16 protein-coding genes and 2 pseudogenes are annotated in these 20000 nt (G+C 43.5%); 4 read left to right on the top strand and 14 right to left on the bottom strand.

The features are described from left to right. The 14 genes and pseudogenes from DXA15_RS17475 to DXA15_RS17410 all read right to left on the bottom strand — a co-directional run bounded on the left by DXA15_RS17475 (nucleotide 1) and on the right by DXA15_RS17410 (nucleotide 16369). The gene (locus tag DXA15_RS17475; RefSeq protein ID WP_010803193.1) at nucleotides 1–1809 is read right to left on the bottom strand and encodes a BatD family protein; all 1809 of its coding nucleotides are present in this window, start codon (nucleotides 1807–1809) and stop codon (nucleotides 1–3) included. Nucleotides 1810–1841: 32 nt separating this feature from the next. Further along, a complete protein-coding gene (locus tag DXA15_RS17470; RefSeq protein WP_187386437.1) occupies nucleotides 1842–2591 on the bottom strand; it encodes a tetratricopeptide repeat protein in 750 nt (249 codons plus the stop codon). Between the two features lie 13 nt (nucleotides 2592–2604). Further along, nucleotides 2605–3624, bottom strand: a complete 1020-nt coding sequence (locus DXA15_RS17465; RefSeq protein ID WP_128134863.1) for a VWA domain-containing protein — start codon at nucleotides 3622–3624, stop codon at nucleotides 2605–2607. 12 nt (nucleotides 3625–3636) lie between these two features. After that, the gene (locus DXA15_RS17460; protein ID WP_122327852.1) at nucleotides 3637–4623 is read right to left on the bottom strand and encodes a VWA domain-containing protein; all 987 of its coding nucleotides are present in this window, start codon (nucleotides 4621–4623) and stop codon (nucleotides 3637–3639) included. Between the two features lies 1 nt (nucleotide 4624). Continuing rightward, entirely contained in the window at nucleotides 4625–5626 is a 1002-nt protein-coding gene (locus tag DXA15_RS17455; RefSeq protein ID WP_122327851.1) for a hypothetical protein, read from the bottom strand. Nucleotides 5627–5628: 2 nt separating this feature from the next. Further along, a complete protein-coding gene (locus tag DXA15_RS17450) occupies nucleotides 5629–6498 on the bottom strand; it encodes a DUF58 domain-containing protein (RefSeq protein ID WP_010803197.1) in 870 nt (289 codons plus the stop codon). A 260-nt stretch (nucleotides 6499–6758) separates the two neighbouring features. After that, nucleotides 6759–7754 (bottom strand): MoxR family ATPase, encoded by a 996-nt coding sequence (locus tag DXA15_RS17445; RefSeq protein ID WP_007656548.1) that lies wholly within the window; start codon nucleotides 7752–7754, stop codon nucleotides 6759–6761. Between the two features lie 158 nt (nucleotides 7755–7912). Beyond that, nucleotides 7913–9159 (bottom strand): annotated as a pseudogene (locus DXA15_RS17440) (HU family DNA-binding protein). Continuing rightward, nucleotides 9152–9442, bottom strand: a complete 291-nt coding sequence (locus DXA15_RS17435; protein ID WP_044214631.1) for an HU family DNA-binding protein — start codon at nucleotides 9440–9442, stop codon at nucleotides 9152–9154. The pseudogene DXA15_RS17440 and the gene DXA15_RS17435 overlap by 8 nt, the downstream one beginning before the upstream one ends. 77 nt (nucleotides 9443–9519) lie before the next feature. Continuing rightward, the gene (rimO, locus tag DXA15_RS17430; RefSeq protein WP_010803199.1) at nucleotides 9520–10818 is read right to left on the bottom strand and encodes a 30S ribosomal protein S12 methylthiotransferase RimO; all 1299 of its coding nucleotides are present in this window, start codon (nucleotides 10816–10818) and stop codon (nucleotides 9520–9522) included. Nucleotides 10819–10956: 138 nt separating this feature from the next. After that, nucleotides 10957–11910: a signal recognition particle-docking protein FtsY gene (gene ftsY / locus DXA15_RS17425; protein WP_007656544.1), complete on the bottom strand. Its 954-nt coding sequence runs from the start codon at nucleotides 11908–11910 to the stop codon at nucleotides 10957–10959. Between the two features lie 135 nt (nucleotides 11911–12045). Continuing rightward, the gene (gene nspC / locus DXA15_RS17420; protein WP_010803201.1) at nucleotides 12046–13185 is read right to left on the bottom strand and encodes a carboxynorspermidine decarboxylase; all 1140 of its coding nucleotides are present in this window, start codon (nucleotides 13183–13185) and stop codon (nucleotides 12046–12048) included. Nucleotides 13186–13719: 534 nt separating this feature from the next. Next, a complete protein-coding gene (locus DXA15_RS17415; protein ID WP_128134862.1) occupies nucleotides 13720–13959 on the bottom strand; it encodes a DUF6722 family protein in 240 nt (79 codons plus the stop codon). A 73-nt stretch (nucleotides 13960–14032) separates the two neighbouring features. After that, nucleotides 14033–16369 (bottom strand): ATP-dependent helicase, encoded by a 2337-nt coding sequence (locus DXA15_RS17410; RefSeq protein WP_128134861.1) that lies wholly within the window; start codon nucleotides 16367–16369, stop codon nucleotides 14033–14035. A gap of 160 nt (nucleotides 16370–16529) precedes the next feature. Here DXA15_RS17410 and DXA15_RS17405 point away from each other — a divergent pair, with 160 nt between their 5' ends. From DXA15_RS17405 to DXA15_RS17390, 4 genes and pseudogenes are all read left to right on the top strand, one after another. Further along, on the top strand, nucleotides 16530–17468 hold the full coding sequence (locus tag DXA15_RS17405) for a winged helix-turn-helix domain-containing protein (protein ID WP_128134860.1): 939 nt from the start codon (nucleotides 16530–16532) through the stop codon (nucleotides 17466–17468). Between the two features lie 34 nt (nucleotides 17469–17502). Then, nucleotides 17503–18128: pseudogene (locus DXA15_RS17400) on the top strand (NUDIX hydrolase N-terminal domain-containing protein). 33 nt (nucleotides 18129–18161) lie between these two features. Next, nucleotides 18162–18446 carry a hypothetical protein gene (locus DXA15_RS17395; protein WP_128134859.1) on the top strand — a complete coding sequence of 95 codons (285 nt, stop codon included), beginning with the start codon at nucleotides 18162–18164 and terminating at the stop codon, nucleotides 18444–18446. Nucleotides 18447–18790: 344 nt separating this feature from the next. Beyond that, nucleotides 18791–19681 (top strand): AraC family transcriptional regulator, encoded by an 891-nt coding sequence (locus DXA15_RS17390; protein ID WP_199676346.1) that lies wholly within the window; start codon nucleotides 18791–18793, stop codon nucleotides 19679–19681. The last annotated feature ends 319 nt before the right edge of the window (nucleotides 19682–20000 follow it).

The following is a 20000-nucleotide window of genomic DNA, read 5'->3' as shown; positions in this document are numbered from 1 at the left end:
TTATTGCTTTTTAATTGTATTCTCCATCTTACCAATGGCATCTACGGTTAACTCATATAACTTATCCATAGCATCCGAAGCCTGAGCCGGCGCATAGCGGGCAAATTCGCAGGTGTTCAGAATATCCATAAACTCATTTGTTAAGGTATCATCCACACCAAATTTGGCCAATTCGGTTTCCACATTATCTTTGGTCAGACTTGCCTGAGGAATATTCAGTTTATCACTCAAATATCCCCACAAAGCCCGGAGAACTTCATCATAGAACTCTTCTTTCTTGTTTTCCTTCATCAGCTTGCCGGCATTCTTCAATCTCCTGACAGCGATTTTATTTGCCTTTTTAGTACGAACCAATGCTATGTTGGCATTTTCCTTTACTTGCTTGCGATAAATAAAGAAGAAGACAATAAACAGGATGGCCGGTACCAGATAGCACATGTAATACATGAACGATCCAAAGAAAATATCGTTGTTGGCAATGAAATTGAAATCTTTCACTTTCAGGAAACGGATATCTTTACCCAGATACTTCACACTCTCTTTATTGCTGAAATTAGACACGACCGGAGAATTACTGCTTCCCCCCTCGCCTTGTTCTACATGAAGCTTGTAAGGATCGGACTTCAATGTCTTATAAGTGCCTGATTTAGGATCGAAATAAGAGAAAGAGATAGCCGGTATCTCAAAATCTCCGGCATAACGGGGAATAGCCATGTATTCGATCGTTTTGCTTCCACTTACTCCGGCAGTTGTCGTTCTGACATCTGTTTCCTGTTTTGGGTCGAAAGTATCGAAATCATTCGGGAAAACAACTTCCGGATTCTTGATCAGTTTGATATTTCCGTTACCGGAAATCTTCACTTTAATAGTAACAGCATCATTTGTCTTTACATTATTGGAATTAATATCCGATGTCATGGTGAAATTACCTACCGCACCGGAGAACGATGCCGGTTTACCGGAAGGCAACGGCTTCACATCTATTGTAGCAGGACTCGATACCAATGCTTTCCGTACTCTGTCGTACATGTCATCGAAACTATCAAAGATGCTGCTTATTTTCCGTTGGGTCGGAATACTGATAATAGCGTCGAACTTACCGCTTTCTATTGTCAGTTTTCCTGAACGTTGCGGATAAAGGACTGTTTGTTTCAAAACAACGGTGAAATAGTTACGACCGTTATAATGTTCCTGCGACCATTGCTTTTCCTGCGGCAACTCTATCTCCTGAGCAAGAAATCCTTCAAACTCCGGAAATTTTACTCCTTCCAGTCCGCACATGCGTGCTGCATATAATTTGAAAGTGACCAGAAAACCTTCCTGTTCATACACATTCCGGTTTGAAACTTCCATTCTCACAAAATAATCATCCTTGCCTATACCTGTTCCGGCTTGTCCGCCATTTGCTTCGGCAGCCTTGTCCGGAGGAAGTACTTTTACACTTAACGAGTTGGATGTGTAATTCGCTCCTTTTACCTTGATAGAAGCTGCCCCGATATTAAACGTACCCTCTTTCTTCGGCATCAGGATATAAGTAAATGTGTAAGCTACCTCCGAAGAAACATTTCCATTAATAATCTGAGTACTCGAACTTGTGGCAAGAGACGGCCCCATCAGTACTTCGAAATCCGTAAGTTCGGGTATCCGCAAATCGCTTGCCTTCGCTTCAGCATTTACGGTATACGCCAATCTGAATTGTTGCCCCATCACAACAGCATTCGGAGCGACTGCCTTAAAGGTCACATCAGCGGCCTTTGCCATCACCCCGGCTGTTAGAAATAGAACGAATAAGAAAGCTAATCTTCTCATTATATTGTTGTTTTTTCTGTTTTCTGTATCAATTACCACTCTTTATCTGTTTTGCGACGTTGTTGCTGTTGTGCCTGTGCTTTCTTTACTTTCTCCTGCGTATCCTTTTCATCCTGCAGGAAGGCATCGAGCATCTGCTGCGCATTGTCCCGACTCATCTGTTCATTTTGCTGCTGTTCTTGCTGAGTCTTATTTTCTTTCTTGTCGTCTTGCTGTTGCTGCTGCTGGTCTTGTTGCTGTTGATCGTCCTTATTTTCCTGATCTTCGTTCTTGTCCTGGTTCTGCTGATCCTGGTTTTGATCCTGATTCTCATTCTGTTGATTTTCCAGCAACTTCTGGGCTAATGCCAGATTGTAGCGGGTCTCGTCATCAGCCGGATTCAAACGCAAAGACTGTTTGAATGCTTCCACACTTTTGTCATACTCTTTATTCTGCATGCTAATGTCGCCCAGATTATGGAATATATTTGCAAGACGGGCTTTTCCTTCTTCAGTTTCAGCCATCTTTTCAGCAATACCGGTCAGCAACTGGTATTGCTCAGCTGCTTCAGGAAACTTTTTCTGTTTGTATAAGGCGTTCCCCAGATTGTAAGTTCCTTCAACTGAACGGGGATTTACTTCCAGACTTTTACGGTAAGCAATTTCCGATTCGGTAAACTTTTCGTTGCCATACAACTTGTTTCCTTCACGTACGTTCTTACGTTCAGCCTTTTGGGCAAACACCGCTCCTGAGCAAAACAGGAGCGCTCCCATCCATATCATTGATTTTCGTATACGTCTCATCTTATCCATTGAATTAAGAGAACAATTTTACTTTTCTGAAAATTCGGTTCTTCCTGTCTAAGGTAAGGAAGTCTACGATCAACAGGATCAATGCGATCCATGCCAGTGTCTGAAATTGTTCGTTGTATTCGGAATAGACTTTGCTGTCGAGTTCCGATTTATTCATCTTCTCTATCTCTTTCTGCAATGCTTTCAATGCAGAGTTGGTATTGTCGGCACGGACATACATGCCATGTCCTGCGGCTGCGATCTCCTGGCACATTTGTTCGCTCAACTTCGTGATAACGACATTGCCGTCTTTATCCTTCATATAACTGTTGGCTCCTGCAACAGGAATCGGGGAACCTTTCGGATCACCCATGCCGACAATATTCACATGAATGCCTTTTTCGGCAGCAGCGGCAGCGGCTTTTACAGCATCGCCTTCATGGTTCTCACCGTCCGTGATCAGGATAATTGTCTTATCGGATGTTTCACTGGGAGTGAATGAACGCATAGCCAGATTGATAGCCGAACCAATAGCCGTACCTTGTGTCGACACCATCGACGGGTTGATGGATGACAGGAACATCTTTGCCGAAATATAATCGGAAGTGATCGGCAGCTGGGTGAAAGCGTCACCGGCAAAAACGATCAACCCCATCTTGTCATCCTTAAAACCATCCGTCAGTTTCGACAACATCTGTTTAGCTTTATCCAGACGGTTGGGTGATACGTCTTCGGCCAACATGGAGTTGGAGACGTCCAGGCAAACCATTATTTCGACGCCCTGGCGTTTTACGGTTTCCAGTTTAGAACCAAACTGCGGTCCCGCAATAACAAAGATAACCATCGTGATGGCTCCGAACAATAGCCAAAACTTCAGATGCTGGCGTTTGGGAGATACCTCCGGCATCAACTCTGCCAACAATTCGGGATTACCATATTTCTTTATTGCTTTTTTCTTCAGGATGATTGCATATACATAGAATGCGATCAACACCGGAAGGATGAAAAGCAAGTACAAAAAGTCCGGATGTGCAAAACGAAACATAAGCCTTTATATTTACGGTATATTTCTTAACAATGTATTTCTCAATAAAATCTCAACCAAAAGCAAAGCGAATAACAACAAGGCCCAGTTCTTATATTCCTCCTGTTTCTTGCTATATTGCTGAACGCTGATCTTGGTCTTTTCCATCTTGTCGATCTCCGAATAGATTTCTTTCAGACTGGCATTATCCGTTGCACGGAAATACTGTCCGCCGGTCGTTGCCGCAACCTGTTTCAAGGTCGCTTCATCGATCTCGACTGGAATATCCTGATATTGTACCCCGAATGCCGTTTGGAACGGATAAGGAGCCATACCTTGTGTCCCTACCCCGATCGAATAAACCCGGATACCGAATGTCTTGGCAATCTCTGCAGCCGTTACCGGAGCAATCTCACCCGCATTATTCACACCATCGGTCAAGAGGATAATCACTTTTGATTTAGCCTGACTGTCTTTTATACGACTTACTGCATTAGCCAATCCCAGGCCGATGGCAGTTCCATCCTGGATGATTCCCGGTTGAATGTCCTTGAACAGGTTTAACAACACCGTATGATCAGTCGTCAGCGGGCATTGTGTGAAACTTTCAGCTGCAAAAACAATCAACCCGATATTATCGTTCGGACGACCGTTGATGAAGGAAGCCGCCACATCTTTGGAGGCCTCCAGGCGGTTCGGTTTCAGGTCCTGTGCCAGCATACTACTGGAAATATCCATTGCCAGCACAATATCGATACCTTCTGTCGAGGTGTTTTGCCAGCTATTCGTCGACTGCGGACGAGCCAGTATGATAATAAGTACCGCCACTGCCGCCATCCTTAATATAAAAGGAACATGTCTCAGGTATACTTTCCATGAAGTTGCTCCCGGTGCATCGAATGCTTCCGAAGATGATACCTGCAAACTAGCCTGACTTTTGCAGAGCTTCCAGATATACCATCCTATCATCGGGATAAGCAGCAATAACAAATACAGATATGTAGGATTTGCAAATACCATTTTATTCTTTTGTTATATTAGAATCGTTTGTTTCAGTTGCTTTCCCATCCGTCTCTGCTTCGGGAACGGCAACTTCTTCAATCTTCGTCTGATTAATAAATAAGTATGCATTCACCATACTCAGATCATTCTCATCAGGCAGCGGATTCATTTTTGCGAATTTCACGAAATCAGACAAATTAAGTATCTGTTTCAGATTTTCGTAAACCGAATCAGCTTCGTGCTGCTTGCGGATAATGTCCAGGATTTCGCCGGAAGTCATTTCCATCGCATTGATATCGAAGCGGTCTACGATATAGCGACGCAATGTCTCGGTGATTAACGTATAATACTCCTTGCTACGACCCTGCTGCCAGAGTTTCTGCTGCTTGATCTCATCCAGTTCCTTGATAGCCTGCTCGTGAGGCGGGAGCTTCGGTTCCGGTTTCTTGAACGGGATAAGGGATTGCTTGTTGCGTATACGTTTAATAATATAGGCAATCACGCAAATCAGGAACAGAGCCAGCAATATGCCATAGATAAGCGGATAGTAGTCTGCCAGCACGAAAGGCGGTTTCCATATATCCTTTATATCATAAAACTCTTCCGGTTTATCCACATTCACAGGAATGGTCGAAACTTTCAGGGCCACCTGGTTTGAATAAACAGTATCGACTCCGTCGATTACTTTGAGTGGCGGCAACAGATACAATGACGAATCGAAAGAAGTTATCAGAATATCCTGCTTGATCAGCAGGCGGTCGTTCTCGATAACCGACGAATCCGCTTTGGAAAGGCTCAGCACTTCTACCCCACGCATCAATGTGTCGTTGGGGATCACTATCTGAACCGGTTTGTCCTTGTCTGTCGTAACCGTCAAATGTAAAACAGTCTGTTCTCCGATCAGGATGGCAGCCGAGTCGATCTTTACATCGATCAATGTCTGCTGTGCCACCATCTTCCCTCCTGCCAGCAGGAACAGAAGAAGGAACAGAAAGCTTTTATTTATTATTTTCTTTTGCATGCTTAACTACGTTTATCAAAAAGAGCAATCAATGCCTTCACATAATCATCTTCCGTACGAATAGAAACCGAATCCACCCGGCATTTCTTGAACGAATCGCTCATGATAGTCTGCCGGCGGTTCCACCATTCCTTATAGGCTTCGCGAACACGGGCGGAAGAACTGTCGATCCAACGTTCTGCACCGGTTTCAGCATCTTTTATCTTCATCAATCCGACAGACGGAAGTTCGGTTTCGCGACGGTCGTACACCTGGATAGCCACCACGTCATGTTTACGGTTGGCAATCGTCAGGGCATCCTTAAAACCGTCCTTGTCGATAAAGTCGGATATCAGGAAAGTCGTACAGCGTTTCTTTATGGCGTTGGTCAGGAATTTCAAAACCTGAGCGATATCCGTCTTCGTATCCTGTGGCTTGAAGTCGATCAGTTCGCGAATGATATAAAGAATATGTTTTTTCCCCTTCTGAGGCGGAATAAATTTCTCGATCTTATCAGAGAAAAACACCACACCGATCTTATCGTTATTTTGTATAGCCGAAAAAGCCAGTGTCGCAGCGATCTCCGTAATAACCTCTTTCTTCATTACGTTCACGGAACCAAAGTCTCTACTACCCGATACATCGATCAGCAACATCACGGTCAGTTCGCGCTCTTCTTCGAACACCTTTACATAAGGGCGCACATAGCGGGCGGTCACGTTCCAGTCGATATCGCGGATATCGTCGCCGTATTGATACTCGCGCACTTCGCTGAACGCCATACCACGGCCTTTAAAGGCAGAGTGGTATTGTCCTGCAAAAATATTGCGGGACAAGCCGCGGGTCTTTATTTCAATTCGCCGAACCTTCTTTAATAGTTCACTTGTTTCCATTTTTCTTCAATTTGTGCTTTCAAAACTGATGTAAAACCGTTTCCCAAGTTGGGAAAGCATTTTACAAGGGTGAAAAACCGTTTCCCAAGTCGGGAAAGCATTTTACAAGGGTGAAAAACTGTTTCCCAAACCGGGAAAGCATTTTGCAAGGGTGTAAAGTCGTTTCCCACGCCGGGAAAGCATTTTACAAGGGTGCAAAGTCGTTTCCCAAACCGGGAAGGCATTTTTCACCAGTAAAAAAGCATTGCCAGAACCGAAGGTTAAGGCACCTCTACCTTATTAAGGATTTCGCTGATCACCTCTTCGGATGTCAGGTTATTCGCTTCCGCTTCGTAGCTCAAACCGATACGGTGGCGCATCACGTCGTGGCATACGGCACGGATATCTTCCGGAATCACATAACCTCTGCGTTTGATAAATGCATAAGCACGGGCAGCCAGCGCCAAATTGATGGAAGCACGGGGAGACGCACCGAATGCAATCATATTGGAAAGGTTTGCCAGCCCATGTTCCTGCGGGAAACGGGTTGCAAACACGATGTCGACGATGTAACGTTCGATCTTTTCATCCAGATATACTTCACGCACAACTTTACGTGCTTCCAGTATCTCGTTCTTTGTCAGGATCGGTTTGATATCCGGTTTGATGCCGGAGATATTCTGACGAATGATCAGTTTTTCTTCCTCTTTCTTCGGATAGTTGATGATCACTTTCAGCATGAAACGGTCTACCTGCGCTTCGGGCAGCGGATAAGTACCTTCCTGCTCGATCGGGTTCTGGGTTGCCATTACCAGGAAAGGTTCCGGCAACTTATACGTGTTTTCGCTGATTGTCACCTGACGTTCCTGCATGGCTTCCAACAGTGCACTCTGTACTTTGGCCGGTGCACGGTTAATTTCATCCGCCAACACAAAATTAGCGAAGACCGGGCCTTGTTTTACCTGAAATTCTTCGCTTTTCTGACTATAAATCATTGTACCGATCACGTCGGCCGGCAGCAAGTCCGGCGTAAACTGTATACGGCTGTATTTGGCATCGATCAGTGAGGCCAATGTTTTAATGGCAAGTGTTTTAGCCAAGCCGGGAACACCTTCCAGCAGGATATGCCCATCTGAAAGCAGACCGATCATTAACGATTCAACCAAATGCTTCTGTCCAACAATTACCTGGTCCATGCCCATCGTAATCATGTTTACAAACGAACTTTTACTCTCAATCCGTTCGTTCAACTCACGAATGTCTACTGTCTGACTCATAGATTTTTTTCTTATTTATATTGTTATTGTTTCTGCTTGTTTTTATAGTTGCACAAAATTAGAAATGTTAAATTCGTATCCTTCACTTTTGCAGTTAAATAATACTAACCGAAGCGAGAACTATTTTGTTTTATTTTACTTAAAATCGTGGATTTTAGTTACAATTTTCCGGACAATATTTCTGTCTGACGTGCAGCGGCTTTCTCTACGGAGCACGGCTATGTTTGTCTATTCCGTACAGTTCCGGTGCAGGCACCTGTATCTCAGTACCTACGGGGACATTGTTCGGATCCTTGATGACTGATTTATTATATTCATACAGGTAAACCCAGAATATTTTACTCCCATAATATTCAAGAGAGATCAAGGTCAGACGGCTTCCCGGTTCTATTTTTACTTTTGCCAGTATTTTAGGTGTTTGTGCCGCAGGCTCGACTACCGGCGCTACGGATTCGACGGAAACAGTATCCTTCTCCTCTACCGTTTCAGGTTCCGCTTCTGTTACTTCGGGTTCTTCCACACGGGTCGTATCCTCAGGAACAACAGCAGTTCCCGGCAACGACATACCTGTCAGGACAGTCGATCCCGACGTATCAGATCCCAGGAATAAACTCCGGTTAAGATACAGGAAGATACCTGCTATTGCAACAATGGCAACGACACCGACGGATACCAGTATTTTGATCCAGGAAGAAGCCGTCGGCTCCTCGTCTTCAATCTGAAACCCGTCCATGCTTGGATAATTGGCAACTGAAGGTTCTTGCTTCGTTTCTTCTTTTAGCTGGTCTGAAGATGTATTTTCCGGTTCGGTTTGCTCAGGAATATCATTTTCTGCCGGAGAGGGCTCGTCCGGGACTATCGATTCTTCGATTACTTCTTCCGGTTCATTTTCTGCGGGTTCTTCGACCGGCTGCTCAACCTCCGGAAGTTCTTCAGAAACACAGACATCATCTGTCGGCTGCAATGGCTCCGGTGTTTCAACGATCACTTCTTCGCTTTCCTGAAGGATTTCTTCGACAGATTCATCTTCCGCTTCTTTGTCTTCCACCGTATTGGATACGTCCAGATCGGTAAAGTCAACATCTTCGTTCAATTCCGTAGTTTCAAAAAAAGAGAACGGTTTATTTACCAGTTCACGTAATTCTTTATCAGGGAGGAAGGAAAACTTATAATGTGCAGGTATCAGGAAACGCTCGCCGGTATTCACATGGATACTCTCCCGTTTTTCTACCAAAACGATTTTAAAACTACCAAGTCCTTTTATTTTAGCTACTTTATCGGTAAAAACTCCTTGTGATACGATAGCAATAAACTCTCTCAGGAACTGCTCGGCGCTATTCCTATCCTTTCCGGTACGCTCGGCCAGTAAACCGGCCAGATCTTGTATTGTCAGCCGACTATTCATTGTCGCTCAATTCTTTTAGTTTGGATTTCAGGGTCGCCCCCGGCTTAAAGACAGGAACCAGTTTGGGCGGGACCAGATAACGTTTTCCACTTGCAGGATTAACAGAGATACGTTCCGCTTTCTTCTTGACTTCAAACAGCCCGAATCCCTGTAAATAGACAGCATCATTATCCGCCAGTTTCGAACCGACCACAGCCCCAAAAGCGGCTAACATTTCTGTTACCTCTTTCGACGTCCATCCCAGTTTTACAGATAATTCTGTAATCAGTTCCTTGTTTTTCATACTTGCTTCATCTATAGATTCAGCCACGATATTAGTAATTTTTTTGTAAACAGACAAACTTCTTAATGCTTTTTATATCAAAGCAACACTTTTCCGTAAAGGTCGAAAGCCTGTGATTCTTCGATATTTACGTTGTAAAACTCTCCCGGTTTCAATGAGTGCTCTTTAAAAACAATCACTTCAGGATCTACCTCCGGAGAATCGAATTCGGTACGACCGATATAGCCGTCTTCCTCTTCCCGGTCGATTATTACTTTAAAAGTTTGACCTACTTTAGACTCATTCACCCCGGCAGATATTCTTTCCTGTATCCGCATGAGATAATCCAGACGTTCCTGTTTGACTTCGTCGGGGACATCATCCGTATAATTTTTGAATGAATAGGTACCCTCTTCATGGCTATAAGCAAAAGCACCCATACGTTCGAAACGTGCCTTTTTGACAAACTCGACCAGTTCTTCAAAGTCCTGCTCCGTTTCACCCGGATGGCCCACCATCAAGGTTGTACGGATATGGATACCCGGAACTTCTTCGCGGATGCGTTCCAGCAAAGCATACGTTTCTTCCTTCGTGATATTACGGCGCATTTTTGTAAGCATCGGATCGCTGATATGTTGTAAAGCGATATCCAGATATTTGCAGACATTTGCACGTTCACGCATCACCCGCAACAAATCATAAGGGAAATGGGTTGGATAAGCATAATGCAAACGAATCCATTCCACTCCGGGGATATCAGAAATACGTTCGACCAATTCCGGCAACGCGTACCTTTTATATATATCTTTTCCGTAATAAGTCAAATCCTGGGCGATCACCTGAAATTCTTTTACACCCTGTGCCACAAGCAAACGGACCTCTTCTTCTATCTGCTCCATCGGAAGGGACTGGTAATGTCCGGTACTGATAGGAATGGCACAATAGGAACAAGTTCGGTTACACCCCTCCGCTATTTTCAGAAAGGCATAATGTTTCGGGGTGGTCAATACACGGTCGGAAGCCAGTTCACGATGATAAGACTTACCGATATCGGTAAGGAGTTGCTTCCAGTTGAATTTACCGTAAAAGCGGTCTACCTCCGGCAATTCCTGTTTCATTTCCTCCAGAAAACGTTCGGTGAGACATCCCATTACATACAACTGGCCGATCTTTCCTTTTTTCTTGGCTTCACCCAGTTCCAGAATCATGTTGATCGATTCTTCCTGCGCATCACCGATAAAACCGCAGGTATTAACGACAACGATCTCCCCGTTTATTTTATGCGGATCATGCTCCACCGTATAACCGTTAGCTACAAACTGACGCATCAACTGTTCAGAATCGACCAGATTCTTCGAACATCCAAGCGTTATGATATCTACTTTATTTTTCCTCATATTATTTTACGAACTGATAGTAACTAGTTCCCCTCTTGAGAGGGGATAAGGGGTGTGTTATAATTCTGTCCAAAAACAGGCTTTAACACACCCCCTGCCCCCTCTCAAGAGGGGAAAAGTTACTCTTATCTGGTATTATTATTCTCCAAATAGCGAATTGACAAATTCTTTTTTATTAAAGACCTGCAGATCCTCCATTCCTTCACCCAGGCCGATATACTTCACTGGGATACGGAAATGGTCTGAAATACCGATCACTACACCACCTTTAGCCGTTCCGTCCAGTTTCGTTACAGCCAGCGCATTCACTTCGGTAGCAGCAGTAAATTGTTTTGCCTGTTCAAAAGCATTCTGACCTGTCGAACCGTCCAGAACCAACAAAACTTCGTGAGGAGCATCAGGGATAACCTTCTTCATCACATTCTTAATCTTGGTCAACTCATTCATCAAGTTTATCTTGTTATGCAAACGGCCGGCCGTATCGATGATAACGACATCCGCACCATTTGCCTTGGCTGAACTAAGCGTATCAAACGCTACGGAAGCCGGATCGGAACCCATCTTTTGTTTTACGATAGGCACGCCTACCCGTTCACTCCAAATGACAAGCTGTTCCACCGCTGCGGCACGGAATGTATCGGCTGCTCCCAAATAGACATTCTTTCCGGCTTTCTTAAACTGGTAAGCCAGCTTTCCGATCGTAGTAGTCTTACCGACACCGTTCACACCGACTACCATAATTACATAGGGCTTTTTATCTTCCGGCACAGTAAAGCTTTCGGCATCTTCCGTATTGTTTTCGGTAAGCAGAGTTGCGATTTCATCGCGCAACAACGTCGTCAGTTCCTGGGTAGTTACATATTTATCCCGGGCTACGCGCTTTTCGATACGCTCAATGATCTTCAACGTCGTATCTACACCGACGTCGGAAGTGATAAGCACCTCTTCCAGATTATCCAATACTTCATCATCGACCTTGCTCTTACCGGCAATAGCCCTGGTGAGTTTAGAAAAAACATTTTCTTTGGTCTTAGATAACCCTTTGTCTAAAGTTTCCTTTTTTTCTTTACTGAAAAAGCTAAAAATACCCATATATTAATTCGCTTAATTTATTTCTGCTTAGAATGAGGCTGCTAAGTTACAACTTTTTTAGTTGACAGATGACAGTTGACCGTGGAAAGTTATTTGTTTTCCGTAAAAACAGCCCTGCCACCTGCTTGTTGCAACTTAACCGTTTCTTCCTTTATAGTCTTCGTAACCGAATGTTCTGTAGACCACCAGTTCATCATCCTTACTCCAGAGAGCCAATGACGGATGCGGTATGCCGTTGAACATGGATGTTTTGACAATCGTATAGTGAATCATATCTTCAAAAACGATCTTGTCCCCTATCTTCAACGGTTCATCGAATGACCAGTCTCCCATATAATCACCACTCAGACAACTGTTTCCGCCGATTCGGTAAGTAGGCTTTCCCTCTACCGGATCTGTTGCATTACGGATAACCGGTTTATATGGCATCTCCAGGCAATCAGGCATGTGGCAGGTAAACGAAGCGTCAATTATAGCCGTCTTTATTCCGTGGTTTTCAACGATATCCACAACGGTTGTCAGGAGAAATCCCGTTTGCCATGCAAAGGCACTTCCTGGCTCCATAATAATCTCTAAATTAGGATACTTAGCCTTAAAACCATGAAGTAATGATATCAGATGCTCCGTATCATATCCTTTGCGAGTCATCAGATGTCCGCCCCCCATATTCAACCATTTTATATGCGGAAGAAAACGTCCGAAACGCTTCTCCACTTCTCCCAATGTTTTTTCCAGATCGAACGAAGTCGATTCGCATAATGTATGGAAATGCAATCCTTCCACTCCTTCCGGTAACTTTTCACCCAGCAGGTCGGCTATAATGCCCATCCGCGAACCGGGCGCACAAGGATTATACAATTCCGTTTCCACATCCGAATATTCCGGATTAATGCGTAAACCACACGATACCCGATTCCCATCTGCTTTCACCATCGGATAAAAACGCTCGAACTGAGACAAGGAATTAAAGGTTACATGACTACTGTATTTTAATATGGTAGGAAAATCCATTTCCGTATAAGCCGGCGAATAGGTATGTGCCGGACTTCCCATTTCTTCAAAAGCCAATTGTGCCTCAAACTTCGAACTGGCCGTCGAATACGGTATATACTCACGAACGATCGGAAAAGATTTCCATAAAGCAAATGCTTTAAATGCAAGAATTATATTCACTCCTGCCCGCTCCTTCACACTTTTGATCAGTGCCAGGTTATTACGAAGCAGCTTCTCTTCCATTACATAACAAGGAGAGGGTATTACGTTGAAATCGATCATTTAGTTTCTTTATTCTATTAAACAAGCTACAAAGATAATCTTATATTCATAATATCCCATCTTATAGACCTGAAGAAGATTTGTATGGTAACTAATTTGTTTCCAAGCATACCCGTTCCCCTCTCATTTATGATACAATAGTTTTTTCTTCTCTATTAACAATATTTACAAGGCTTCCCGTAGGATATCTACTAAATTTAAGTAGATATGCTAAAAAATAGTAGACTATTAATCAGAAAATTAAAAACAAATGGAACGATTGACTGCACAAGAAGGAATGTTCCGGTATCGTTTAGAATGCAATGATTGATCTAGTTTAACATCTTATTCCCTTTTTTGAATAGACACAAAAAAGGCATGAAATCTTCAAAATGCTGCCAGACGATAATAAAGAGAACATGCCCCGCCCTCTCAAAAAGGAGAATATTTTTTTATTACAAATTATCAATCCACCGTTTTCCCGCGGGCGTTTGCAGAAAGATATAAAAACCAACTGCAAGAACTGTTAATATACCCAATGTTATCATAACTTTTTCATTTTAAAATACTATTACCAATACTAGCTAATACAATAGCTAAAACACATCCCATAATAGCGATTATGACCCATTTTATCTCTGTTCCTTGTAGAAAAGAGATGATTCCACCTAACACCATTGCTGTAAATGTTAACTTTGACAAATCATAAAAGTATTTTGCCATAGTTTCTTTTTTCAGCTTTTTCATTTCAGCAGAGGTCTTTTGCGCCTCCTTCCGTTCTATAAATTTCCCCATAATTAAGACTTTTGTTTGTTAATGCCTCAAAGATAGGGATTCAATCCGGAATATCAACTTGTTCGTCTGATTTTTATCCGATAATCGTCAGCCTGGCAAACTTCAATAGTAACTGTTTTTGTCCGAAATGGGTGAATGCTACCGTTGCTTTTGCATTTCCGCCATCGCCTTCGATAGCAATGACTTCTCCTTCTCCAAAACGGTCGTGACGTACTTTTGCTCCGACACGTAAACCGGAAAGGTCGGATGCAGGAGCAGAAGACGACGCCGGAGTGGATGTTGTTGTTTCTACTTTTGTCAAACGCTGGCGTTGCAGTGCCTGTGCCACAGGAGATATAAAAGAAGGTTCTTCCTTCTCCACTGCACGTGGCTGCTGGAAAGGCGAAGTAAATGCCGGACGCTGGAACCGTTCGCGGGCAGCAGCAAAAGTGTCTGCCGACGAATCCGCCGGAACATCCAGGAAGCGCACATCGATATCTTTCAGAAAACGGCTGGGAGAACACATGGCGCTTTGCCCGTTCCGGAAACGGCTTTTGGCATAAGTCAGCACACAGTTTTCTTCGGCACGAGTGATCGCGACATAGAACAAACGACGTTCCTCTTCTACCGCACGCGGATTATCCTTGGACATAGATGATGGGAACAACTCCTCTTCCAAACCGACAACAAACACATTTTTAAATTCCAGTCCCTTAGCGGCATGTACGGTCATCATCGTTACTTTATTAGCCTGCTCTTCTTTGTCATTATCCTGGTCGGTCAGCAGGGATACTTCCGAAAGGAAATCTGCCAGAGAGACCTGCTCGACTCCTTCTTCACGTCTCAACTCACAAAACTCAGCAATACCTTTCAATAACTCCTGCAAGTTCTCTTGTTTACTAATCCCTTCCACCGAACGGTCCTGAAAAAGAGAACTGACAATCCCGCTCTCCTTGACCACTATTGCTGCCATTTCTTCGGCGGACAAGCGGGTGTTCTGCTCTATGAAGCGTTCAATCATCTCACGGAAATCAGTCAGTTTCTTCGCTGTCCCGCTATTGATAGACAAGGCGTAGTCGATAGGAGCATTCAGTACCGTCCAAAGACTTACGTTATTTTTCGTGGCTGCACTTATCACTTTATTGACGGTCGTATCTCCGATGCCTCGCGACGGATAATTGATAACACGCTTGAATGCTTCTTCGTCATGAGGATTCACAATCAGGCGCAGATAAGAAATGATATCTTTTATTTCCTTCCGCTGATAAAATGACAAACCGCCATATATTTTATAAGGAATACCTCTTTTACGGAGCGCCTCTTCCAGAATACGCGACTGTGCATTCGTCCGGTACAGGATGGCAAAGTCCGCATAATCATAATCCTTGCGCAACCGCAACTCATTGATTGCAGAAGCAACAGCATATCCTTCCTCGTAATCCGAATAAGAAGCAGAGATACGCACTTTGCTACCCTCTTCCTTTTCCGAATAGACATTTTTATGAATCTGCTCCTTGTTCTTATGAATCAGACTATTTGCCGCATTTACAATATTTTGTGTAGAACGGTAATTACGCTCCAGTTTAAAGATACGGCATCCGGGATACTGATTTTTGAATTGCAGGATATTGTCAATATTGGCACCACGGAAAGAATAGATACTTTGTGCATCATCCCCTACCACACAGATGCGACGATGCTGCTCACAAAGTCTTTGGACTATCAAGTGCTGCGCAAAGTTCGTGTCCTGATACTCATCAACCAACACGAACTGGAAGAAACTGCGGTATTTCTCCAGCACCTGCGGATGGTCACGGAACAGGATATTTGTCTGAAGCAACAAATCATCGAAGTCCATAGCACCGGCCTGCTGGCAACGGTTCTGATACCGTTTATAGATTTCACGCAGTAAAGGAACTTTCGAATCTATGTCATGTTGCATCAGTTCCTTGCTTTGTTCGTAGGCTTTCCAGGTAACCAGCGCATTCTTGGCATTGGAGATACGGCTTTGTACCATGCCGAGACGATATACCTTATCGTCCAGCTGCATCTCTTTGATGATAGCTTTCAGCAGACTTTTCGAATCTGTCGTGTCGTAAATGGTAAAGTTGGAAGGATACCCGATATGCTCCGCTTCATAACGCAAGATACGTGAGAAGATAGAGTGAAACGTCCCCATCCACAGACGGCGGGCCGTCTGGTCACCAGTAATGGCGGCGATACGTTCCTTCATTTCACGGGCTGCCTTATTAGTAAAAGTCAGTGCCAGGATACTTTGAGGTGCCAACCCCAGATGTACCAGATAAGCAATCTTATAAGTAAGCACCCTGGTCTTACCCGAACCGGCACCGGCAATCACCAATGACGGACCTTCGTTATATTCCACAGCTTCACGCTGACTTTCATTCAGTTTATTCAGATATTCTTCCACGTACCTTTTCTTTTAGGAACACAAAGGTACTAATTTTTATTTATTCGGATTTCATTAAATCATCATTCCTGTTATTTAAAAGGATTCAGGCAAATTGATACGATTGTGTTAGCAAGGATTACAATAAATTATTACCTCGGGCGTTAATAAAAGAAAAACGATGAACACACGGTTAGCAGCAAATCTATCGGTACTCTTTACAGCTTGTATGCTTGTACTATCATTCAGTTTCGGCTTTCACAACTACTCGGAGGCACAGAAAGCAATCGTTTCGGACCTGAACCAGGCATTGCAGCAGACCATTATGCAAAATTCCGGGCTATGGATGAATCAGGATACGCTCAAAACCTATTCACGCCTATCCGCCGTTTTCGGAAATCCCGTTTCCATCGAAAGTTATAACAAAGATTTTGCCGAAGCATTGAAGTTCGAGCAATTAAAAGATAAAAGCGGCATCATCGTACATGTAAAAAATAAGAAAGCCATAGATAAACCGGTAACAGACGCAACGCCTGGAAAAGACCAGACCAAGAATTACCTGGTAAGCGATACCGTTATCTGGTTAAGTGCAAATCTGAACCTCCCCGAATCATCCCAGGAAGATTTGGGAATCTCTTTTCAAGGGTATGTAAACTATTCAGCCTCCGACGTCCTGGCGCTGACAGACAAGAAGGTTCCCCTCCTGCTCCTGTTGCTTGCCCTCCTGGCAGGTTGTCTTTCGTGGTTTTTAATGCGGCGCAAGCAGGCTGAAACTCCTGTACAAAAAGAAAACCTTATCGCTTTCGGAAATCTTACTTTCTCATGCGACAAGGCTTGTTTCTATAAAGAAGACCAGGAAAAACTACGGTTAACTCCGCAGCAATATAAAATAATGGAAATGTTCTACCTTACCTCTTCCCATATATTAGCGCGCACTGATATTTGCGAAGCCCTATGGCCCGGCAAGGAGAATGCCGACGAAACACTGAACACCCTGATACGCCGCCTCCGCCCGCTTATCGAGGAAAACAGTAATCTCAAAATAACAACAGACCGCGGACGAGCTTACCAGCTGGAAATCAAAGAACCGGTAACAGAGGCCTACACCCAGACTGCCTGAACACGGAGAAACTTTTACACGTAAAAGAATAATTATGAACAAAAATCAGCAACCGGAATGGCTTGAATGGGCCAAGGAACTACAATTTATCGCACAAGCGGGGTTAACATATTCAAAAGATGCTTTCGATATCGAACGGTTTGAACGTATCAGGGAAATTTCGGCCGAAATAGTCAGCCGCAAACCGGTTTGCCTTTGGAGAAAGTAAAGGACTTGTTTTGCAACGAAGAAGGTTTCCAAACACCTAAGCTGGACACAAGAGCCGCCATCTTTAAAGACAACAAGATACTGCTGGTCAAAGAGAAAAACGGTACCTGGTCGTTACCCGGAGGTTGGGTGGACGTTAACCAGACCATAAAGTCGAACACAATAAAAGAGGTAAAAGAGGAAGCCGGCTTAGACGTCGAAGCAACCCGGATTATAGCGGTACAGGATCGGAACCTGCATAATCTGCCTCCCTATGCTTATAATGTCTGCAAAGTTTTTGTCCTCTGTGAAGCCCAAGGCGGAGATTTTCAGCCCAACATAGAAACGATAGAAAGCGATTATTTCAGCCTCGATGAAATTCCCCCGCTGGCGGAAGAAAAGAATAATAAGGAACAGATAGAAATGTGCTTTGCCGCCTACCGGGATAAAGACTGGGAGGTACAGTTTGACTGAAAACCACGAATATCAATCATAAAACGTAAAACCATGAAGACAAAGTATTTATTAGGGATTTTGTTTGTAACAATGTTCGCCGCATCATGCAATAGAACCATCGATAACAAGTACAGGTCATTGACTATACAAACAAAAGGTATAGAGTATGATTCTTTGTTCATCCGAAACACGGAGATTCGGCCTTTCTTTATAAAAGGGGAAAAGGCGGATAGCATTACATGGACATTTCAGATACCGGACAGCCTGTATAAAACGACAGCGTCTTTTGAGATACTCCCCAAGCCTTTTGACTGGAATACTAATACAACCACCTGAGTCAATATAAGGACAAGAAAGATGTTCAGACCATTTATACTAATTTCTCAAATAAATATAAAGGTACAATCTGGGGAGAAGCCGTTGGCCGGAGTACATGGCAAATATTATGTACCTCACATTCCGCATACCCTATTAGTATATCCTGACGGCAATTTCGAACCATTCAATTTATGGGAAGAAAATGAGATAAACAAGCTATATGCATTAACAGGAAACTAAGCAAAACTTACGTCAGAATGAAAGTTGTACCAATATTACGGATATTGTTACCCTAATTACATGTCCCTGTTTTTAGATGTAAATCTCTTTGTATCTTTGTTACTGTTCAAATACTTACGACTTTGGAAAGTAAAACGATAAAAATAGGAACGGTCCACCAATGTAACTGCTACATGGGCAGCAAGACATTGCATCCTCTGGTCAGCGTCATCGACTTATCCGACAGTAACCTGACGCAGCAAAATATCAAGTTAGGCTTTTATGCCGTCCTGTTAAGGGAATGCCGGTGCGGGGATTTCCTGTACGGACGGCAATATTATGACTATTCTGACGGTACGCTCCTGTTCCTCACACCGGGAGAGACCATCGCAATGGACAACTGCTTATTGCCGCAGAAAGGCAGGATGCTGGCATTTCATCCGGACCTTATCGGTTGCACTTCGTTGGGGCAGAATATACAGGATTACTCATTCTTTTCTTATCACAAAAATGAAGCCCTCCATATCTCGGCACGTGAGAAACAGAAAGTATCGGAATGTTTCGATAATATCCGTGAAGAGTTACAGCATGCCATAGATTGCCACAGTAAAACGCTGATAACAAAATACATCGAGTTGCTGCTGGATTATTGCACACGTTTCAACGAACGCCAGTTTATCACCCGTTGCGAAGCCAACAAGAAACTTCTCACCAAATTTGAGAAGATACTGAATGAATATTTCGAAGCAGACCGGGTGAAACGCAACGGTTTGCCTTCGGCTGAATATTGTGCGGATTTACTTCAGCTGTCCCCCTCCTACTTCACAGATTTGCTGAAATACGAAACGGGGAAAAACATAAAGGAACACATACAGTTCAAACGTATCGAAATCGCCCGACAACGACTTCAGACAACCCACAAAACCGTCAACCAGATTGCTGACGAACTAGGCTATTCTTCAGTCCAGTATTTTACCCGGTTGTTTACCAAAATAGCAGGGTGTTCACCCAACGAATACAGGCATCCCAACTGATACATTATATATACCTCTCTGACACGCCAATTATCAGTATGATTTAACTTGTTATCCGGATTCAGAGAAATTCAATCTTAGAAATAATTGAGCTATCTGTTTATTGACTGGTTGTAACTGCCTCCCCTCCTGAGAGGGGGTAGGGGGGTGTGTTAAAGCCAGTCAATAAAACAAGCCTTCTTACAGGTTTATTTGCCGTCAGTTTTAACTCAATGTCATCAATTTAAGAAAAAATACCCTTAAAACGAAAAAAGCCATTGGAAATATCAAAGAAAGAATTACTTTAAAGTTACCACACAACAAGTAATCCATGATCTAT

Origin of the sequence: Parabacteroides sp. AM58-2XD (assembly GCF_003463685.1) — a bacterium.
GTDB classification, from domain to species: domain Bacteria; phylum Bacteroidota; class Bacteroidia; order Bacteroidales; family Tannerellaceae; genus Parabacteroides; species Parabacteroides segnis.
This window is presented reverse-complemented; position numbering and strand designations above follow the sequence as displayed.